This window comes from Marinobacterium rhizophilum DSM 18822 (assembly GCF_000378045.1).
Taxonomy (GTDB): domain Bacteria; phylum Pseudomonadota; class Gammaproteobacteria; order Pseudomonadales; family Balneatricaceae; genus Marinobacterium_A; species Marinobacterium_A rhizophilum.
Window position 1 is genome coordinate 153,138 of sequence record NZ_KB899090.1, and the last position, 17,544, is coordinate 170,681.

A 17,544-nucleotide genomic window follows, 5' to 3' on the forward strand; every position below is an offset into this window, starting at 1 on the left:
TTCTGCTAGAATTGCCGCCTCATTTTTTCACCGCTTCATGCAGCCCGCAGCCAACACCCGATGAGCCAACCGCAACGAGTGCGCACCATTCTGACACTGGGCCTGCCCATCATCGGCGGCATGCTGTCCCAAAGCCTGCTCAACCTGGTGGACGCCGCCATGGTCGGACGACTGGGGGAAACTGCACTGGCGGGTGTAGGCATCGCCGGTTACGCCAACTTTATTGCCATCAGCTGCATTATTGGGCTCTCGTCAGCGGTGCAATCGCTGGTGGCACGACGCTACGGCGAGGGCCGCCGAACGGAAATGGCCCGTCCGGTCAACGCGGGTATCATACTGGCACTGGCAATCGCCCTGCCGCTGAGCCTGCTGTTTGCCGTATTTTCAGACAACCTGCTCGGCCTGATGAGCCACGATAACGCGGTACAGGTAATCGCCAACGACTATTTCGACTATCGCATCCTCGCCATGAGTGCCGTGGGCATCAACTTTTCCCTGCGCGGCTGGTGGAACGGCACCTACAGACCCATGGTACATCTGCGCCTCTTGCTGGCCATGCACCTGCTCAATGTCGTGCTGAGCTATGGCCTGATATTCGGCGCCCTCGGACTGCCTGCCCTGGGTGCTGCCGGCGCGGGCCTGGGCACCTGTATCGCACTTTTTGCTGGCTGCCTGCTGAATGCGACCCTGGTGTGGCATGACGCCAGAAAGCACGGCTTTCTGCGCGTCAAGCGCGATCGCCGCGCGCTCGCGAACGTACTGAGACTGTCGATGCCGCACTCGCTACAGCAATTACTGTTCGCTATCGCTATCGCCGTGCTGTTTTGGATCATCGGCCAAATCGGTACTCAGGAACAGGCTATAGCCCATGTCCTGATTAACCTCGCATTGTTCCTGATTCTGCCCGGCGTCGGCCTGGGGATGGCCTCGACATCCCTGGTCAGCCACGCACTGGGCCGCAACAAGCCAAACGAGGCGCAACAATGGGGCTGGGATGTCACCAAGACCGCACTGGTCATTATCTGCCTTCTCAGCCTGCCGATGTGGCTGGCGCCAGACCGTATCCTTGCCCTCTTCCTGACCGATGCGCCGCTGATAGACCTTGCCCGACTGCCTCTGCAGATTACCGGACTTGCGATCTGTCTGGATGCCGCCAGCCTGGTACTGACTCAGGCACTGCTGGGCGCAGGCGCCCACCGACTGGTCATGATGGTCTCAGTGGGGGGGCAGTGGCTGTTCTACCTGCCGCTGGCCTGGCTGTTTGGCCCCCACCTCGGATTCGGATTGACCGGCATCTGGCTGGTCCAGCTGGTGCACCGCAGTCTCTCATCACTGGTATTTATCGGCATCTGGCGACAACGCCACTGGGCCGACATAAAACTTGGTTAGTTTGATACACTGGAATCACACCGCGACAGTGCAGCGGCTCAACTCATCATTCAGAGTCTCATCCAGGATCGACCGGCTCGCGGCGCAGCATCACAGGAACACGATATGGCGGAACAGAGTCTTGTATTCTCATTTTTTCTGATCTTTACCGGCGCCGCGATTCTGGCTACAGCGGCCCTGTACACCCGCCAGCCCCTGTTAGTCGCCTACATCGTCCTCGGCGCCCTGCTCGGCCCCTATGGCCTCAGTTTTGTCTCTGACACCCGATTGCTGGCCGACATTTCCCATGTCGGCATTATCTTTCTGCTTTTCCTGCTGGGGCTCGACATGCAACCGAGCCACCTGTTGCACATGCTTAAGAAGGCAACCCTCGTGGCCATTGCCAGCTCGCTGATTTTCATGGCCAGCGGCTACGGGGTTAGCCTCGCCTTCGGCTTCACTCAAACCGAAGCGCTGATTATCGGCGCAGCATTGATGTTCTCCAGCACCATTATCGGCATCAAGCTACTGCCGACCACCGTGCTGCACCATCGACATACCGGTGAGCTGGTGGTTGGCCTGCTGCTGCTGCAGGATGTCATTGCGATCCTGGTACTGCTGCTCCTCTACAGTGGCAGCGACGATAGCCAGAATGGCGTCCAGGCATTCCTGAAAACGCTGGTCGCCTTGCCTCTGATGACGGCGGGCGCCTTCCTGTTCGTGCGGTATGTGTTGCTGCGGCTGCTGCAAAGGTTTGACCGCTTCCATGAGTATATCTTTCTGCTTGCGCTGGGCTGGTGCCTGGGAATGGCGGAGCTGGCCCAGGCCATCGGCCTATCGGCTGAAATGGGCGCTTTTGTCGCCGGCGTGACGCTGGCCACCAGCCCGATCTCGCAATACATCGCCGCCAGCCTGAAACCACTGCGGGACTTTTTCCTTATCCTGTTTTTCTTTTCCATCGGCGCCAGCTTCAACCTGGCGCTGGTTGACGTCATTCTGCTGCCCTCCCTGGTCATGACGGCGGTGGTACTGGCACTCAAACCGGTGGTGTTCCGTTTCCTGCTGATCCGTATCAGCGAAAGCAAAAAACTGGCCTGGGAAATCGGCTTTCGCCTCGGTCAGATCAGCGAATTCTCGCTGCTTATCGCCTACCTGGCGACCAGCGCGACCCTGATTGGCCAGGAAGCGTCCCATGTGATTCAGGCCACCACCATCCTCACCTTCCTGTTCTCCAGCTATCTGGTGATCTTCAACTTTCCCTCGCCGATTGCTATCTCGGATCGACTGCGCAAGGACTAGGGCGACTAAGCCACAGACAAAAAAGCCGCTCTCCCATGAAGGACAGCGGCTTTTTCAATGCGAACTCAAAATGACAGGACTTAGCCCCAGTGACGTATCGGACCCACGTCTACATGAATAAAGTTACTGCGCGAATAGAACCCTACACCGCCGGCCTTGAGCTTGAGCGCCATGCGCTGCACATCCTTGAGTGGAACACCCGGTACGCGTATATCGATCGCCTTGCCTTGCATGTGATAGCTTTTCTTGGCCACGCCCTGCCCCTGTTTTCGCAGCATTTCGTTGGTTTCAGGCGAACGGTATCCGGAGATCACCTGAAATTCCTTGTGCAGTCCAACATCGCGTTGCAGCAGGTAAAGCAGGTCGAACAGCTGGCGATCCATCTGGATGGAGCTTCCGGTACGGTGATCCCGCAGCAGGTGATCCACCTCCTGCAACACCTGCGGCATGTAGTGGCCATCGGCCCAATACACCGCGGTCATTTTTTCACCGGTGTGCATGTTATTGAGCGTGAGCTTGCGCTCGAGACCCGGGTTCTTGATCAGCGGTGCACCAAGAGCACCCGAGCCGGCCAGTCCCGCTGCGGTACCGGCCAGCGTTTTGATGAAAGCACGGCGATTCTGAATGATTCTATGGGGCATAATTCGGCAACATCTGGTTTAAATATTCACAGCTATTATCCATAAATCGGATCTGCTGTATATTTTTTACACGATAAATTAATCATTTAGTACGCATCTTTACGGCGCCCATGCCAGAGTTCGCGTGCCTGGCGCACCGCTTCGTCAGGCTCCACCGCGCGTCCCAGCAGCTTCATGACCGCGGCCAGCGTATTGATAACAGCCCCCTCTCCGTACTCATGTTCCAGTTCGCCGCGCCACAGTTGCAGCAGCTCTGCCGGCTGCAGGCTCTCATCCCGCACCACGCGCTGCGACAGCAGCCTGGGCCATTGCTGAGTGTGCATTTCGCCATTAATAATCCACTGCAGCTCGCTGTCGGAATCCGGCTTAAGCTCAGCCTCGCCGCCGTCGCCCTTCACCGTGACGCTGTGCTGCATACCCAGCAGCATGCTGGTTTTCTGATGCATCGGACCATAGGGTGGATGGAAGACACCGTCGATGACATAGTCGGCACCCAGCGGATTCAGCAACCGGCACAGCGTATGTACCGGCGAGCGCAGGCCCAGTATCGAGCGCAGCTGGATGATCTCACCCAGCGTGGGTGCGAGGGCATCGATGGACATAAAGGCAAAATTCCGCACCTCCAGTTCCGCCCTCACGCCATCCCAGTCAGCGCATGAAGGCAGGCCGAACAGGCCGAGCATGTCTTCGGTATACAGCCGGCCCGGCATATGGCCGCGCGCACCGTGCATGAAAACCCGCACACCGGACTGCGCCAGCGCCAGCGCTGCGAGCAAAAACCAGGGCAGCCGCCGCTTTTTGCCAGCATAGCTGGACCAGTCGAGGTCGACCTGCAGATCCTTGGGCACCTGCAGCCGCGCCCGCACCGCGCTGACAAAGCCACACAGCTCCTCAGGCGCCTCTTCCTTGACCCGCAACAGCATCAGAAAGGCGCCAAGCTGCTCGGGCCGCACTTCGCCATCGAGAATCATGCCCATGGCATCCCGAGCCTCGTCAGTGGTCAGCGAGCGTGAGCCTTTCTTGCCTTTGCCGAGAATACGTACATAGCCTGCAAACGGATGTTCCTGACTGGTCATGGATCTGATGCCTCTTTTACTCTAGAGTGTGGCCGCGCCATATATACCCTGAATGCGAGTTTGAATGAACGCTTTTACCCGGGAACTACATCTTTTCTTTAACGCGCTGACGTTCTTTAGCCGCATTCCGGCACCCGCCTGGGTGAAGTTCAGTTCAGCACAGCTGAATCATGCCAGCCGCTACTTCCCGCTGGTCGGATTACTGATCGGCCTGATTGCCGCGGCGCTATACGCAGCCTTTTCGCTGCTGTTTCCCAGCACCATCGCCGTGCTGCTCAGCACCGGCTGCACCGTCCTGCTCACCGGCGGCTTTCACGAAGACGGCCTGGCCGATGTCTGTGACGGTTTTGGCGGCGGCTGGAGTACAGAACAGACGCTGCATATCATGAAAGACTCAAGGCTCGGCAGCTACGGTGCCCTGGGCCTTGTACTGGTGCTTGGACTCAAGCTGGCCACCCTTGTCTCTTTGGCCAGCCTGGGCGACATACTGCTTGCCCTGCTCGTCGGACACACCCTGAGCCGGTTCGTCGCTGCCAGCCTTATCCACACCGACAGCTATGTACAGCTCGATGAGCTGAGCAAGGTGCGCCCGTTGGCACAGCGCATGAGCCAGAGCGAACTGCTGATTGCCGCCGCCCCGGCGCTGGCATGCCTGTTTCTTTTGCCGGGCCACAGCGCACTGGCGATTATTGTAACCCTGCTACTGGTGCGACTCTACCTCTGTCGCCTGTTCAGGCGCAGACTCGGTGGCTATACAGGCGACTGCCTGGGCGCGACTCAGCAGTTGAGTGAAGTCGCGATTTATCTCGCGCTGTGCCTGCCTCCAAGCCTGCTATAAACACCACTGCATTTTCGCCGCGGCCATAGACTGCTAGAATGCGCGCCATTCACTAGCGAGAGTTGTCATGAGCCGCAAACCGATCCGTTTTGGGGGCCCCGCCCGCAAGAGTGCCAGCCATAGTCCGCAGGCCCTCGACATTGAAGGCCTGAGCCATGATGGCCGGGGCGTCGCACGACTCAATGGCAAAACCGTCTTTGTCGCCGGAGCTTTACCCGGCGAACAGGCCATGGTGCGCATCGACAACGATCGCAACCGCTATGCCGAGGCACAGACCCTGGAGCTGCTGAGCACCAGTCCCGACCGCTGTGAGCCTGCCTGCCCGCACTACGGCCAATGCGGTGGCTGCGACCTGCAGCACCTGCGGCACGACCAGCAAATAGCGTTCAAACAGACCCAGGCGCTGGACCAGCTCAAGCGTATCGGCAACCTCACCCCCGCAAGCACTGAAGCGCCCCTGGTCTCCATGCCCTGGCATTACAGGCGCAGCGCCCGCATCGGCATCAATCAGCTGCAGCGCAGCGGCGAGCCACTGATTGGCTTTCGCCGCCGCGCCAGCAACAAGCTGCTGCAGATCGAACAGTGCGATGTACTGGATGTGCGCGCCCGCGACCTGTTCCGCGGTCTGCGGGATACGCTGTCCGGTCTGGACGACCTGAAATCCATCACCCATGCCCAGGTTCAGTATGGCGACAGCCAGGGCGCGCTTACCCTGCGTACCAAGAAGCCGCTACGCGCCGACACCGTGGCTCGATTGCAGCCCCTGGCCCGGCAATATGCTTTGCAACTGTACCTCGAAGGCAGTCAGGGCATTCAGTATGCCGGAGACGAAACCGAGCAACCGCTGACCTATGCCCTGCCCGCGTTCAAGCTGGAGCTGGCCTTTGCGCCGGGCGACTTTCTTCAGGTCAATCCGGAACTCAACCGCCAGATGGTCTCCCGCGCGATTGACTGGCTCGATCCTCAGCCAGAAGACCGCGTGCTGGATCTGTTCTGCGGCCTGGGGAACTTCACCCTGCCTTTGGCAACGCGCTGCCGCGAGGTTATCGGCGTCGAGGGTAGCGAAACCATGACCGATCGGGCGAGTGCCAACGCCCAGGCCAACGGCATTGAAAACGCCACCTTCTTTCGTAACGACCTGAGCCAGGATTTTCGCCACCAGGCATGGTATCGCAGCGGTTTCGACCTGATTCTGCTGGATCCGCCACGCACCGGCGCCCGCGAAGCCATCCTGCAGCTGATCGGCTACCAGGCCAAGCGCATCCTGTATGTATCCTGCAATCCGGCCATGCTGGCCCGAGACGGGGCGGAACTGGCCCAGGCCGGTTATCGGTTAAGCCGTTTCTGCGTCATGGACATGTTCCCCCACACCGCCCATGTGGAGGCCCTGGCCCTGTTTGAGCTGGCGCCATGACATACAGCCTGAGCTGGGCAGACGCGGAACTGGTGGTCGTCATCAAGCCCGCCGGCCTGCTGTCGGTTCCGGGCCGGGGCCCCGACAAGCAGGACTGTCTGTGGCACCGGGTTCAGCGGGACTTTCCCACCGCCCGCATCGTGCATCGGCTGGACTGCGCCACCTCCGGGCTCATGGTTCTAGCCCTCAATGCAGCCAGCCACCGCGAGCTTAGCCGCCAGTTCCAGCTGCGCGAAACCCGCAAGCGCTATCAGGCACTGGTCGCCGGACGGCCAAGCCACGACAGTGGCGTGATGGAATGGCCATTGCGCTGCGACTGGGAACGCCGCCCGCTGCAGATCGTAGACCCTGTTGAAGGCAAATCGGCCCGCACCGAATGGCAACTGCTGGACAGCGACGGCCATCAAAGCCGTATCGCCCTGTATCCCATTACCGGCCGCTCCCATCAGCTACGGGTTCATCTGCAAACCCTGGGACACCCGATCCTGGGTGACAACTTCTACGCCCCGCCCGACGTCATCGCGCGTGCACCGCGCCTGATGCTGCACGCCGAGCAACTCGGCTTTCAGCACCCGCTCAGCGGCGAGGCGCTGAACTTCCACGCCCCGGTCCCTTTTTAGCCCTTAGGCGCCGAGCAGACGACACGCACAGCCTCGCCGCGCTTGTAGGCCTGCACGTTTTCCAGCGTCTGACCAAGGATGCGCTGCCGGGCTTCCTTGCTGCCCCAGGCACTGTGCGGGGTCACGATCAGGTTCGGAATATCGTTGCTCAGCAGCGGATTACCGTCTTTTGGCGGCTCGACGCTCAGCACATCGGTGGCAGCGCCGGCCAGTTCTCCGCTGCGTAACGCCGCGGCCAGTGCCGCCTCATCGACAATGCCGCCACGTGCCACATTGAGCAGCAGGGCCGACGACTTCATCCGCTTCAGGGCCGCGGCATCAATCAGGTTACGGGTGTGCTCGGTCAGCGGACAATGCAGGCTCAGCACATCGACCTGCGGCAGCAGTTCATCCAGCGGTATGCGGTCAGGCTCGGCTGGACCGCCGGGGCGCTGCGCAACCAACACCTGCATGCCGAAAGCCTCGGCAATGCGCCCCACCCCCTGTCCCAGGTTGCCATAGCCGACAATGCCCAGCGTCTTGCCGGCCAGCTCCGCGATGGGGTAATCCAGAAAACAGAACTGCCTGGCCTGCTGCCAGCGCCCGGCCCTTACTGCCTGGTGATAATCCAGCAGGCGGGTACTGAGTGCCAGCAGCAACGCAAATACATGCTGTATGACCGAGTCGTTGCCATAAGCGCGACAGTTCGAGACCTGAATGCCAAGGTGCTGCGCCGCGGCCAGGTCCACATTGTTGGTCCCCGTTGCCACCACGCAGATCAGCTTGAGCCGGGGCGCCTGCTGCAAAGCAGCCGCATTGAGGGGAACCTTGTTTACAAACACCACTTCGGCATCCCGTATACGCACAGCCACCTGTTCGGGCGCCGTGGCCATATACGTCTCGAAAGTCTCAAACTCTCCGGCAAGCGCAGCAAGATCGAGATCATCAAGACTTTCGAGATCGAGAAACACGGCATTTTTCATACGTCCAACTCCCTGTTCTTATACATTAACGCCCTTAAGCGCCCTGTCGTTTACGGCATGACAGACACAACAAAGGGGCCGCAGCCCCTTTTGATGTTTACTCTGATCGGTGGCAATCGTGCCTTAGCCGAAGTCGATACCCAGACGACGGCCCACTTCTTCGTAGGCTTCGATAACACCACCCAGCCCCTGACGGAAACGGTCCTTGTCCATCTTGTCGCGGGTTTCCTTGTCCCACAGGCGACAGCCGTCGGGGGAGAACTCATCGCCCAGCACGACTTCACCCTTGAAGATGCCAAACTCGAGCTTGTAATCGACCAGCAGCAGACCGGCATCATCGAACAGCGCCTTAAGGACATCATTGACCTGATAGGTCAGTTCCTTGGCACGGGCCAGCTGTTCCCGGGTTGCCCAGCCGAACGTTTCGACATGGGACTCGTTGATCATGGGATCACCGAGCGCATCGTTCTTGAGAAACAGCTCAAAGGTCGGCGGGTTCAGCTCCTGACCTTCAGTCACGCCCAGGCGGCGCACCAGAGAGCCCGCCGCAATGTTACGCACCACGCACTCAACCGGCATCATGTCCATGCGCTTGACCAGGCACTCCTGATCCGACAGCAGGCGCTCGAAATGCGTCGGGATACCGGCCGCCTTCAGCTTTTCCATGATGAAGGCATTGAACTTGTTATTAACCATACCCTTGCGTTCCAACTGCTCGATTCGCTTGCCATCGAACGCAGAGGTGTCATTACGGAACGCCAGTACCAGGTAATCCTGATCGTCGGTTTCGTATACGGATTTGGCTTTTCCGGAATAGAGCTCTGCGCGCTTTTCCATCGAAATCTCCAGTCAAACTGTTGTCAGTAGAGCATCTTGCGGGCATAACCCTGATGCGGTTCTATGCATCGGCGGCGCCTTGGATACCGCGGCGCGGGCCAACGCGGGTCAATTCAGCTCGCGAAACTCAGCTCGCGGGCAGCTGGTCCTTGATACTCCACAGAATTTCTTCTGCCACCAGTGCCGGCGCCGCAATACCGTCGGCCGTGCTGACGCTCAGGTAACTGCCGCTGCGCGTACGGTTCATGCGCAGCTGATAACGACCCACGAATTCATAATTGCCGGTTTCACGGTTCAAGCCACCGTTCTTGCCATCGCCACCAAAGACATAGATAACCTTGCCGGCAAACCAGATCTTGTAGCCTTCCCGGTTGGCAAGGTTGTCCGGATCAGCCAGGTCACTCTGGTCAACCACGCCTTCCACCAGACGGTCGGTCTGCTTCGAGCTGTAGCGGATTCCATCCTCTTCCTCGGAGTCGCCAAAGCCCAGGGTGCGTTCGAACAGCGCAGTATCAAGCTTGATGTCATCACGCTCGCCATGCAGCCATTCAAAGAAGCCGGCCTTCTTCGTCTCGTCCACCGGAGTCGTGGTGGTATAGGTCAAATAGAAAATACCCTGTTCCTGGTCCCGGGTACCGACATCCAGCTGAGCCGCGGTCAGGGCATTATCAATCAGATTCCAGGCGTTATCGATCGAGGTTTCAATCTTCAGCGTCGGGTTGCCGCGCGAGTCACGCCCCAGCAACGGACGAGGCGTATCGCGCTGCTGCAGCGCCAGCAGGCTCTGCGCGCTGGAGTCGGCCGTCGCCTTGCTGAGGTAACGCAGCATGTCGAACATCATGTCGCTCTTGTAACCCACATCAGTCGACTGACTGCTCCAGTCGACCGTATCGACCTGCTGATTAAACGGAAATGCCACGTGATCGATACGAATGGAGGTGCGATCGTAGTTTTCCGGGTCAGGCTTGAGACTGATGCGCAGCTTGTTGCGCGTATCGGTTTCGACGTCCTGGAAGGTCAGCTTCTTGATCCAGCGATCAGCAAAGCCGTATTCCTTGCCTTCGACACGAATCCAGCCGGACTCCATTTGCCCCTGACGCGGATCGGCCTTCGCCAGCTCAATGCCGTTAAAGCGCCAGAAATCCTGCAGTTTGACCCACACATCGGCAATGGGCTCATCCACGACGATGACCTTCTCATCGCCCAGGCGGGACAGGTTGACCCGCTCGGAGCCGGTGTCAGCATAGAAAAATTCCGGTCGCGGCACCTTAAAATCATCCTGGCGCAGCGTCGCCGTATCGCCCAACGCAGGTACGATCAGCTGCTCGTTCAGCGCACGCGTCTGCAGATGCGGCGGAATCTCGAGCCGCGCCTGGGCCTGGGCTTGTTCATAGTCCTGGGAGCGGTTGCGCACCAAGCCATCTTCACCATAAAGCGGATTGTTGGAGATGGAACTGCAACCTGACAGCCCTGCCACTGTGACCAGTACCACCCCTGTCAGCGTTTGACTCTTCATCATGGGTTTAGCCCTGAATGATGCCGCTCTCACGCAGCGCATTGCGAACAATCGGCTGACAGCTCTCGGCCAGCAGCGTCAGCGGAAGACGAATACCGGGACCAATCAGACCCATCTCGTAGAGGGCCCATTTCACCGGAATCGGATTGGACTCTACAAACAGCTGAGTGTTCAGCGGCATTAGTCTTTCCTGCATCGCCCGCGCGCCTGCAGCGTCGCCCGCCAGGGCCAGACGGCAAAGTTCAGCCATCTCAGCCGGCGCCACGTTGGCGGTGACAGAGATGTTACCGTGACCACCGGCGAGAATAAGCTCCACCGCCGTGGCATCATCACCGGAGTAGATCGCAAAGTCTTTCGGCGCCCGGGCCACGAGATCGCGTGCGCGCCCGATATCACCGGTCGCATCCTTGATGCCAATGATGTTGTCGATCTCGGCCAGACGCAGGGTAGTGTCATTGCTCATGTCACAGGCGGTACGGCCAGGCACGTTGTACAGAATCTGCGGTACCGCAACGGCTTCGGCAACCGCCTTGTAGTGCTGGTACAAGCCTTCCTGGGTCGGCTTATTGTAGTACGGCGTTACCAACAGACAGGCATCGGCGCCCAGGTCCGCGGCCCGGCGCGTCATGAAGATGGCCTCGCGGGTTGAGTTCGCACCGGTGCCGGCAATAACCGGCAGACGCCCATCCACCCGTTTGATGATGCGTTTGACCACCTGGCAATGCTCGTCATAATCGAGGGTCGCGGACTCACCGCTGGTCCCAACGGCAACGATTGAGTCGGTGCCATTGTCCAGGTGCAGGTCGACTACCCGGTCCAGCGCATCCCAGTCGACATCTCCGTTGGTCTGCATCGGCGTAACGAGCGCAACAATACTGCCAGTAATCATTACTTTCTCCATCTGACAAATTCGGGTCTATGGTACTGTGCGTACCAGACACTCGTACAACGAGACCAGGGTCCCCCGCCGGCCGCTGCCAACAGCGGGTTTGATCTCGTAGAAAGGCCCAGTATTCTATACGATTTGCACGCTCGAAGCGTACCCGTTTTTTGACTCAAAAAGGAATCCCCATGAGCCAAGTATCCCTCGACCAGCCCGTACCGGACTTCACTGCCCAGGCGACCAGCGGAGCGAGCGTCGACTCCAGCACCCTGCGCGGACGTAACCTGGTGATCTATTTCTACCCCAAGGACAGCACCCCCGGCTGCACCACTGAAGGGCAGAATTTTCGTGACCTGTATGACCAGTTTCAGGCGCTGGATACAGACATCTTTGGCGTATCACGGGACGGCCTGCGCGCCCATGAAAATTTCAAGGCAAAGCAGTCCTTCCCGTTCGAACTGATCAGCGATAGCGACGAAAGCCTGTGCGCACTGTTTGACGTTATCAAGCTCAAGAAGCTTTACGGCAAGGAGCACCTGGGTATTGAGCGCAGCACTTTTTTGATCGACAAGACCGGCATACTGCGCAACGAATGGCGCAAGGTTAAGGTGGCAGGTCACGCAGACGCCGTGCTAGAGGCGGTCAAAGCGCTCTGATTCACACGCTTACAGACGCTCACCCAGCCGCAAGCCTATGGCTGCGGCTGGTTATCGCCGGGCACAGACGGTAGCTGATGACGTGGCCAGGCATTCAATATAGCCTTGACCAGCGTTGCCAGCGGAATGGCGAAAAACACGCCCCAGAACCCCCACAAGCTACCAAACACCAGCACCGCCACAATGATCGACACCGGGTGCAGATTCACCGCTTCGGAGAAGAGCAGTGGCACTAGAACGTTACCATCCAGCGCCTGAATGATGCCGTAAGCCACCATCAGCCACATGAATTCAGCACCCCAGCCAAACTGAAAGAGCCCGATCAGCGCCACAGGCAACGTCACCAGCGCGGCGCCTATATAGGGCACCAGCACCGACAACCCCACGATAATCCCCAGCAGCGCCGCATAGTTAACCCCCAGGAAGGCCAGTACGACAAAAGTCACAGACCCCACGATGAGAATTTCCAGCGCCTTGCCACGAATATAGTTGGCAATCTGGTCATCCATTTCGCGCCAGACCTTGGTCATCATCAGACGACGCTCCGGCAGGAAGTTTGCCCACCAGCCAATCAGCTTTCGGCCATCCTTCAAAAAGAAAAACACCAGTATGGGCACCAGCACCACATAGATCAGTAGCGCCACCAGGTTACCCAGGGAGTTCAGCGAGAAGGTCAGCACCCACTGCCCAATCTGGCTAAGCTCCGTCGTTGCCAGCTGAATCAACTCCCGGACCTGCGACTCGGAAATAAAGTCCGGATACTTCTGCGGCAGCAACAGCAACACTGACTGCACATTGGAAACCATGCGCGGCAGCTCGTTAAACAGCGTGACAAGCTGCTTCCAGGCCAGGGGCATGACAAAGAGCAACAGCGCCATAAAAAAGCCGACAAAGGCCACGAAGACCAGCACCACGGCACTGAGGTGATTCAACCCCCTTTTCACCATCCAGTCCACCGGCCCCTGCATCAGAAATGCCAGGACGATGCCGGCAAAAACCGGGGCCAATGGCTGCCCCAGCGTAATGATGACCGTCAGCCCCACCGCCAGCAGAATAAATAGCAACAGCGCTTCTTCGTCAGAGAAATACCGATCAATCCATTTACCGAAAATCTTGCGCATGTAACAAATCCCTGCTGGCTAAGAGCGCCGAATAATGTAGATGTAACGTTCGTCCTCGGTGAACGATTGCAACAACTCATGGTCACATTGATCGGTGTATGCCTTGAAGTCCCGCACCGATCCCGCATCGGTCGCAATGACCTTTAGCACAGCACCGCTTTGCAGCCGACTCAATGCCTGCTTGGCCTTGAGCAACGGCAACGGGCAACTCAGCCCACTGGCATCAAGCACCTGATCGAATTCACCGCTCACCATGATTACCCCTCTTGCCGGGTCGTTTTGGAAGCTGGATATTAGCATAAAGCTCTGTACGATAATCGTCAGCGACTGATGATAAGGAACCCCATGCTAGCGTTCAAAATCCTGCCCCCGCTGCTCATAGGACTCATGCTGTCCGTTCCGCCTGCAAGCCAGGCGGCGCAGAACCTGCCGACGATTGGTGACACCACTTCCTCCATCGTCTCACTGCAACAGGAAGCACGCCTGGGCGACACCTGGGGCCGAATGCTGCGTGGACGCGCCAAGCTGCTCGAAGACCCCATTGTCTACAGCTACCTGGAAGACCTGCTCTGGAAGCTGGCAGCCAACAGCGCCCTGCCGCAGGCGCAGCTTGAGCTGATCACCGTCGACAACCAGACGCTCAATGCCTTCGCCGTACCGGGTGGCGTCATAGGCGTACACGGCGGCCTGCTGCTGTCGGCCGAGGCAGAGGACGAACTGGCATCGGTACTGGCCCATGAACTGGCCCACCTTAGCCAGCGCCATTTTGCCCAGCAACTGGAAGAAGAGCGCCGCAACCGGCCCTTCATGATGGCCGCCGTACTGGGCAGCATCCTGGTGGCTGCCGCCGATGCCCAGGCCGGTGCCGCGGCGCTGAGCTCGACACTGGGCGCGGGCGAGCTGGCCCGCCTGTCTTTCAGTCGCCAGAATGAACAGGAGGCCGACCGTATCGGCATGGCCACTCTGGCATCATCCGAAATAGACCCCGGCGCCATGCCACGCATGTTTGAACGCATGCAGCGCTCGATGCGCTTTTACGGTGACAGGCCACCGGAGTTCCTGCTGACCCATCCGGTCACCCAGTCCCGCATCGCCGACTCGCTCAACCGTGCCGCTCAGCTGCCGGTGCCCAGAACACAGCGCCAGACACCGGAATTCGACATCGCCCGCAGCCGCCTCCAGGTACATTACGCCAGCCGCCCCGGCGCCATCCTGTCCAGCTTTGAGGCTGCAGCGCAGAGCTCCGGCAACAGCCGCGACTTCTATGGTGTTGCGCTGGCGGCCAGTGCCGCCGGCGATCACGCCAAGGCACTGCAGGCACTGGACAAGCTGGACGCAAACTGGAAACAGCAACTCTACGTGCGCATCACCAGGGCCGAAATCCTGCACGCCGCTAAACGTGACAGTGAAGCCGAGCGGATTCTTGCCGAGCTGAACGAGCTGTACCCCAACAACCTGCCGGTACAGAAAACCTATGCACGACTGTTGCAGGATATGGAGCAGCCCGCCCGTGCAGCACGCCTTTACGAGGCACTGCTACGACGCTATCCAAATGATATCGACAGTCGCTTTAACCTGGCCGAAACCTATGGCCTGAGCGGGCAGATCCTGCGCGTGCACGAAGCCCGCATCGAATACTTCCTGCGCACAGCCGACGTCGACAAGGCCCTGCGCCAGGTAGACTTTGCCCTCAAGGAAAAGAACCTTTCTGAATCAGACCGCGCACGGCTGCAAGCCTACAAGACTGAAGCCGAGCGGGTGCGGGAAGATCTGAAAATGGAGTTCTAAATGCCCGGACGGACTCTTTAACGTTACAGAGCCGCCCGTTCTGGGCGGCTCTGACGGCTGCTAGCGGCCTGTCGAACTTGGCCGGTCGTAGCGAGGGAAAGACCGATTTGAGTTAGTTTTTGAACTCTTTGGAGGCAAATAGTGGTTCTATTTAACACTTGGAACGCAGTGGAAAGAACCGCTACAGCGGGGTCGCAGACCAAGGAGCCTGCGACGAGTAATAAAGAGTACACAAAATGACCCCTCATTACCGGAGAGAACCGGCTTTTCCGCACGACTGCATGGATGCAGGAGGTAGGGCGAAGCAGGATTCCCGAGCCGAGTAGATCAATTTTAAGCCCGACAGGCTGCTAACCTTTAAGTGCGGCCGAGAAGTCCAGCATGCGCTGCAGAGGCCGGCGCGCCGCCTCGATCAGGGACGCATCCACCAACACTTCATCATGTCCTTCTTCCAGCGCCGTCACCATATTTTCCAGGCCGTTCATTGCCATCCAGGGGCAATGTGCACAGCTGCGACAGGTTGCACCACTGCCGCCGGTGGGGGCTTCAATGAAAACCTTGTCCGGTGCCGCCTGCTGCATCTTGTAGAAAATACCGCGATCAGTGGCCACAATCAGCTCACGGTTGGGTAGCTCGGCAGCCGCCTTGATCAACTGGGATGTGGAACCCACCGCATCAGCCAGCTCGATTACCGACGCCGGCGATTCCGGATGCACCAGAATGGCTGCATCCGGGTAGACGCGTTTCAGATCGAGCAAGCCCTTGGCCTTGAACTCTTCATGCACAATGCAGGCACCATCCCACATGAGCATTTCGATGCCGGTCTGTTTCTGCACGTAGGCACCCAGATGCTTGTCCGGCGCCCAGATAATTTTCTTGCCTTCATCGGCCAGGTGCTCAACCACATCCAGCGCAATACTCGAGGTTACCACCCAGTCGGCACGTGCCTTGACGGCGGCGGAGGTATTGGCATACACCACAACTTCGTAGTCAGGATGTGCATCACAGAAAGCGGTGAACTCGGGCGCCGGACAACCGATATCCAGCGAACAGGTCGCCTCCAGCGTTGGCATGAGAATCCGCTTTTCGGGGCTCAGAATCTTGGCCGTTTCGCCCATAAAGCGCACGCCAGCTACCAACAGCGTCGTTTCAGGCCGAACACTGCCAAAACGCGCCATTTCCAGCGAATCAGAAACGCAGCCACCGGTTTCTTCGGCCAGCGCCTGAATGATGGGGTCAGTGTAATAATGCGCGACCAGACAGGCATTCTTTTCTTTCAACAATGCCTTGATACGCGCTTTATAGCGCTCAACATCCTCGCGACTCATGTCGTCCGGCAGATGCTCTTTGGCTAAGTGCTCCTGCACCAGGATGCGCTCGGAGATGTCATGTTTGCTCAACATAGGCGTCATGTCAGTCTGTCAAAATTAGGGCAATGAACCCGGTGTGAATTTCGAGGCGACAGATAATACCACAGTTGTGCGGCAACGGTCGCCGTCACTGCTTTTGACCCGATAAGGCATTCATTGTGCCCGTATTGAATAAACACAACCACAGAACACGCAGAATACCCATGAAAATAGCCTGCAGACGGCCTGACGAGCGCCCGGTTGCACACTGACCACAACGCGGGAACGCCGAAAAAACATAAAAAAAGGGGGAGCAACCAGTGCTCCCCCTTTTTTCGAATTTGGTGGGTCGTATAGGATTCGAACCTATGACCAATTGGTTAAAAGCCAACTGCTCTACCAACTGAGCTAACGACCCGATGGGCTGCGCATTCTAAAGACTTTCAGCGTCGATGCAACCCCTTGAGCGGATTTTATGCCTGATAGCGCGTCGGATCCTCGACACCGGCATCCTCAAATCCCTTTGCCCGCAACCGGCAGCTATCGCATACACCGCACGCACGCCCCTGCTCATCGGCCTGGTAGCATGACACTGTCAGGCCGTAATCCAGCCCCAAACGCTGCCCCTGCGCAATAATATCCGACTTGGTCATATGCATCAGCGGCGTCTGGATACGAAACGGCTGGCCACTGACACCCGCCTTGGTGGCAAGGTTCGCCATGGCTTCGAAAGCGGCAATAAATTCCGGCCGGCAATCGGGATAGCCAGAATAGTCCACCGCATTGACGCCAATAAACAGGGCTCTGGCATCCAGCACTTCAGCCCAGCCCAGCGCCAGTGACAAGAACACCGTATTGCGCGCGGGTACGTAAGTGACGGGTATTTCGCCCTCAACTTCCTGTTCCGGCACGTCAATCGAATGATCGGTCAGCGCGGAACCGCCAAAGTCCTCCAGATGCAGCCGTATGACCTTGTGCTTGTGCTCGGATATACCCAGCGCCCCGACGACAGCGCGGGCAGCGTTCAGCTCGGTCTGGGAGCGCTGACCATAATCAAAGCTCAGCACGTGGCAGTCGTAACCCTGATCGAGCGCCATCGCCAGCACAGTGGCTGAATCAAGGCCTCCGGACAACAACACCACGGCTTTGGGGGAGGATTGAGTCATCAAAACAGTT

The 17,544-nt window shown here is 58.6% G+C and carries 17 protein-coding genes and 1 tRNA gene; 7 read left to right on the forward strand and 11 right to left on the reverse strand.

All coding sequences use genetic code 11. The annotated features are described in order from the left end of the window. The first annotated feature begins 60 nt into the window (after window positions 1-60). Both F451_RS0102535 and F451_RS0102540 read left to right on the forward strand, forming a co-directional pair. Entirely contained in the window at window positions 61-1,389 is a 1,329-nt protein-coding gene (locus F451_RS0102535; protein ID WP_020679782.1) for an MATE family efflux transporter, read from the forward strand. A gap of 105 nt (window positions 1,390-1,494) precedes the next feature. After that, window positions 1,495-2,667: a cation:proton antiporter domain-containing protein gene (locus tag F451_RS0102540; RefSeq protein ID WP_020679783.1), complete on the forward strand. Its 1,173-nt coding sequence runs from the start codon at window positions 1,495-1,497 to the stop codon at window positions 2,665-2,667. An 80-nt stretch (window positions 2,668-2,747) separates the two neighbouring features. On the opposite strand, the gene mepK is transcribed toward F451_RS0102540, so the two are convergent. After that, entirely contained in the window at window positions 2,748-3,308 is a 561-nt protein-coding gene (mepK, locus tag F451_RS0102545) for a peptidoglycan L,D-endopeptidase MepK (protein WP_020679784.1), read from the reverse strand. Window positions 3,309-3,394: 86 nt separating this feature from the next. After that, window positions 3,395-4,384, reverse strand: coding sequence for a glycosyl transferase family protein (locus tag F451_RS0102550; RefSeq protein WP_020679785.1), 990 nt, complete (start codon window positions 4,382-4,384; stop codon window positions 3,395-3,397). Window positions 4,385-4,448: 64 nt separating this feature from the next. Between F451_RS0102550 and F451_RS0102555 the strand changes: the two genes are divergently transcribed. The 3 genes from F451_RS0102555 to F451_RS0102565 all read left to right on the forward strand — a co-directional run bounded on the left by F451_RS0102555 (window position 4,449) and on the right by F451_RS0102565 (window position 7,256). Further along, window positions 4,449-5,222, forward strand: coding sequence for an adenosylcobinamide-GDP ribazoletransferase (locus F451_RS0102555; RefSeq protein ID WP_020679786.1), 774 nt, complete (start codon window positions 4,449-4,451; stop codon window positions 5,220-5,222). Between the two features lie 67 nt (window positions 5,223-5,289). Beyond that, on the forward strand, window positions 5,290-6,636 hold the full coding sequence (rlmD, locus tag F451_RS0102560) for a 23S rRNA (uracil(1939)-C(5))-methyltransferase RlmD (RefSeq protein WP_020679787.1): 1,347 nt from the start codon (window positions 5,290-5,292) through the stop codon (window positions 6,634-6,636). After that, the gene (locus tag F451_RS0102565) at window positions 6,633-7,256 is read left to right on the forward strand and encodes a pseudouridine synthase (RefSeq protein ID WP_020679788.1); all 624 of its coding nucleotides are present in this window, start codon (window positions 6,633-6,635) and stop codon (window positions 7,254-7,256) included. Before rlmD ends, F451_RS0102565 begins: the two co-directional genes overlap by 4 nt. Here F451_RS0102565 and F451_RS0102570 read toward each other — a convergent pair. The 4 genes from F451_RS0102570 to dapA all read right to left on the reverse strand — a co-directional run bounded on the left by F451_RS0102570 (window position 7,253) and on the right by dapA (window position 11,460). Then, a complete protein-coding gene (locus tag F451_RS0102570; protein WP_020679789.1) occupies window positions 7,253-8,218 on the reverse strand; it encodes a 2-hydroxyacid dehydrogenase in 966 nt (321 codons plus the stop codon). The genes F451_RS0102565 and F451_RS0102570 overlap by 4 nt on opposite strands. A gap of 123 nt (window positions 8,219-8,341) precedes the next feature. Further along, complete coding sequence (gene purC, locus F451_RS0102575) at window positions 8,342-9,055, reverse strand: phosphoribosylaminoimidazolesuccinocarboxamide synthase (protein ID WP_020679790.1); 714 nt, start codon at window positions 9,053-9,055, stop codon at window positions 8,342-8,344. Window positions 9,056-9,182: 127 nt separating this feature from the next. Further along, window positions 9,183-10,574, reverse strand: a complete 1,392-nt coding sequence (bamC, locus tag F451_RS0102580; protein ID WP_020679791.1) for an outer membrane protein assembly factor BamC — start codon at window positions 10,572-10,574, stop codon at window positions 9,183-9,185. A gap of 4 nt (window positions 10,575-10,578) precedes the next feature. Beyond that, entirely contained in the window at window positions 10,579-11,460 is an 882-nt protein-coding gene (gene dapA, locus F451_RS0102585) for a 4-hydroxy-tetrahydrodipicolinate synthase (protein ID WP_020679792.1), read from the reverse strand. 182 nt (window positions 11,461-11,642) lie between these two features. On the opposite strand from dapA, the gene F451_RS0102590 reads away from it, so the two are divergent. Continuing rightward, window positions 11,643-12,110, forward strand: coding sequence for a peroxiredoxin (locus tag F451_RS0102590; protein WP_020679793.1), 468 nt, complete (start codon window positions 11,643-11,645; stop codon window positions 12,108-12,110). Between the two features lie 35 nt (window positions 12,111-12,145). On the opposite strand, the gene F451_RS0102595 is transcribed toward F451_RS0102590, so the two are convergent. Together F451_RS0102595 and F451_RS0102600 are read right to left on the reverse strand one after the other, a co-directional pair. After that, entirely contained in the window at window positions 12,146-13,231 is a 1,086-nt protein-coding gene (locus tag F451_RS0102595) for an AI-2E family transporter (RefSeq protein ID WP_020679794.1), read from the reverse strand. An 18-nt stretch (window positions 13,232-13,249) separates the two neighbouring features. Beyond that, window positions 13,250-13,486, reverse strand: a complete 237-nt coding sequence (locus F451_RS0102600; protein WP_020679795.1) for a sulfurtransferase TusA family protein — start codon at window positions 13,484-13,486, stop codon at window positions 13,250-13,252. 90 nt (window positions 13,487-13,576) lie between these two features. Between F451_RS0102600 and F451_RS0102605 the strand changes: the two genes are divergently transcribed. Beyond that, entirely contained in the window at window positions 13,577-15,019 is a 1,443-nt protein-coding gene (locus F451_RS0102605) for a M48 family metalloprotease (protein WP_020679796.1), read from the forward strand. A 350-nt stretch (window positions 15,020-15,369) separates the two neighbouring features. On the opposite strand, the gene nadA is transcribed toward F451_RS0102605, so the two are convergent. The 3 genes from nadA to queC all read right to left on the reverse strand — a co-directional run bounded on the left by nadA (window position 15,370) and on the right by queC (window position 17,534). Continuing rightward, on the reverse strand, window positions 15,370-16,422 hold the full coding sequence (gene nadA / locus F451_RS0102610) for a quinolinate synthase NadA (RefSeq protein WP_020679797.1): 1,053 nt from the start codon (window positions 16,420-16,422) through the stop codon (window positions 15,370-15,372). Between the two features lie 288 nt (window positions 16,423-16,710). Further along, a tRNA-Lys gene (locus F451_RS0102615) sits at window positions 16,711-16,786 on the reverse strand. A gap of 55 nt (window positions 16,787-16,841) precedes the next feature. Continuing rightward, window positions 16,842-17,534: a 7-cyano-7-deazaguanine synthase QueC gene (gene queC / locus F451_RS0102620; protein WP_026291450.1), complete on the reverse strand. Its 693-nt coding sequence runs from the start codon at window positions 17,532-17,534 to the stop codon at window positions 16,842-16,844. Window positions 17,535-17,544: the final 10 nt, after the last annotated feature.

Excerpts from the sequence above, each read along its gene's own strand:
- F451_RS0102535 (WP_020679782.1), top strand. The coding sequence starts at position 61 with ATGAGCCAACCGCAACGAGTGCGCACCATTCTGACACTGGGCCTGCCC.
- F451_RS0102565 (WP_020679788.1), top strand. The coding sequence starts at position 6,633 with ATGACATACAGCCTGAGCTGGGCAGACGCGGAACTGGTGGTCGTCATC.
- F451_RS0102540 (WP_020679783.1), top strand. The coding sequence starts at position 1,495 with ATGGCGGAACAGAGTCTTGTATTCTCATTTTTTCTGATCTTTACCGGC.
- F451_RS0102555 (WP_020679786.1), top strand. The coding sequence starts at position 4,449 with ATGAACGCTTTTACCCGGGAACTACATCTTTTCTTTAACGCGCTGACG.
- rlmD (WP_020679787.1), top strand. The coding sequence starts at position 5,290 with ATGAGCCGCAAACCGATCCGTTTTGGGGGCCCCGCCCGCAAGAGTGCC.
- F451_RS0102570 (WP_020679789.1), bottom strand. The coding sequence starts at position 8,218 with ATGAAAAATGCCGTGTTTCTCGATCTCGAAAGTCTTGATGATCTCGAT.
- dapA (WP_020679792.1), bottom strand. The coding sequence starts at position 11,460 with ATGATTACTGGCAGTATTGTTGCGCTCGTTACGCCGATGCAGACCAAC.
- mepK (WP_020679784.1), bottom strand. The coding sequence starts at position 3,308 with ATGCCCCATAGAATCATTCAGAATCGCCGTGCTTTCATCAAAACGCTG.
- nadA (WP_020679797.1), bottom strand. The coding sequence starts at position 16,422 with ATGTTGAGCAAACATGACATCTCCGAGCGCATCCTGGTGCAGGAGCAC.
- purC (WP_020679790.1), bottom strand. The coding sequence starts at position 9,055 with ATGGAAAAGCGCGCAGAGCTCTATTCCGGAAAAGCCAAATCCGTATAC.
- F451_RS0102595 (WP_020679794.1), bottom strand. The coding sequence starts at position 13,231 with ATGCGCAAGATTTTCGGTAAATGGATTGATCGGTATTTCTCTGACGAA.
- F451_RS0102605 (WP_020679796.1), top strand. The coding sequence starts at position 13,577 with ATGCTAGCGTTCAAAATCCTGCCCCCGCTGCTCATAGGACTCATGCTG.
- F451_RS0102600 (WP_020679795.1), bottom strand. The coding sequence starts at position 13,486 with ATGGTGAGCGGTGAATTCGATCAGGTGCTTGATGCCAGTGGGCTGAGT.
- F451_RS0102590 (WP_020679793.1), top strand. The coding sequence starts at position 11,643 with ATGAGCCAAGTATCCCTCGACCAGCCCGTACCGGACTTCACTGCCCAG.
- queC (WP_026291450.1), bottom strand. The coding sequence starts at position 17,534 with ATGACTCAATCCTCCCCCAAAGCCGTGGTGTTGTTGTCCGGAGGCCTT.
- bamC (WP_020679791.1), bottom strand. The coding sequence starts at position 10,574 with ATGATGAAGAGTCAAACGCTGACAGGGGTGGTACTGGTCACAGTGGCA.
- F451_RS0102550 (WP_020679785.1), bottom strand. The coding sequence starts at position 4,384 with ATGACCAGTCAGGAACATCCGTTTGCAGGCTATGTACGTATTCTCGGC.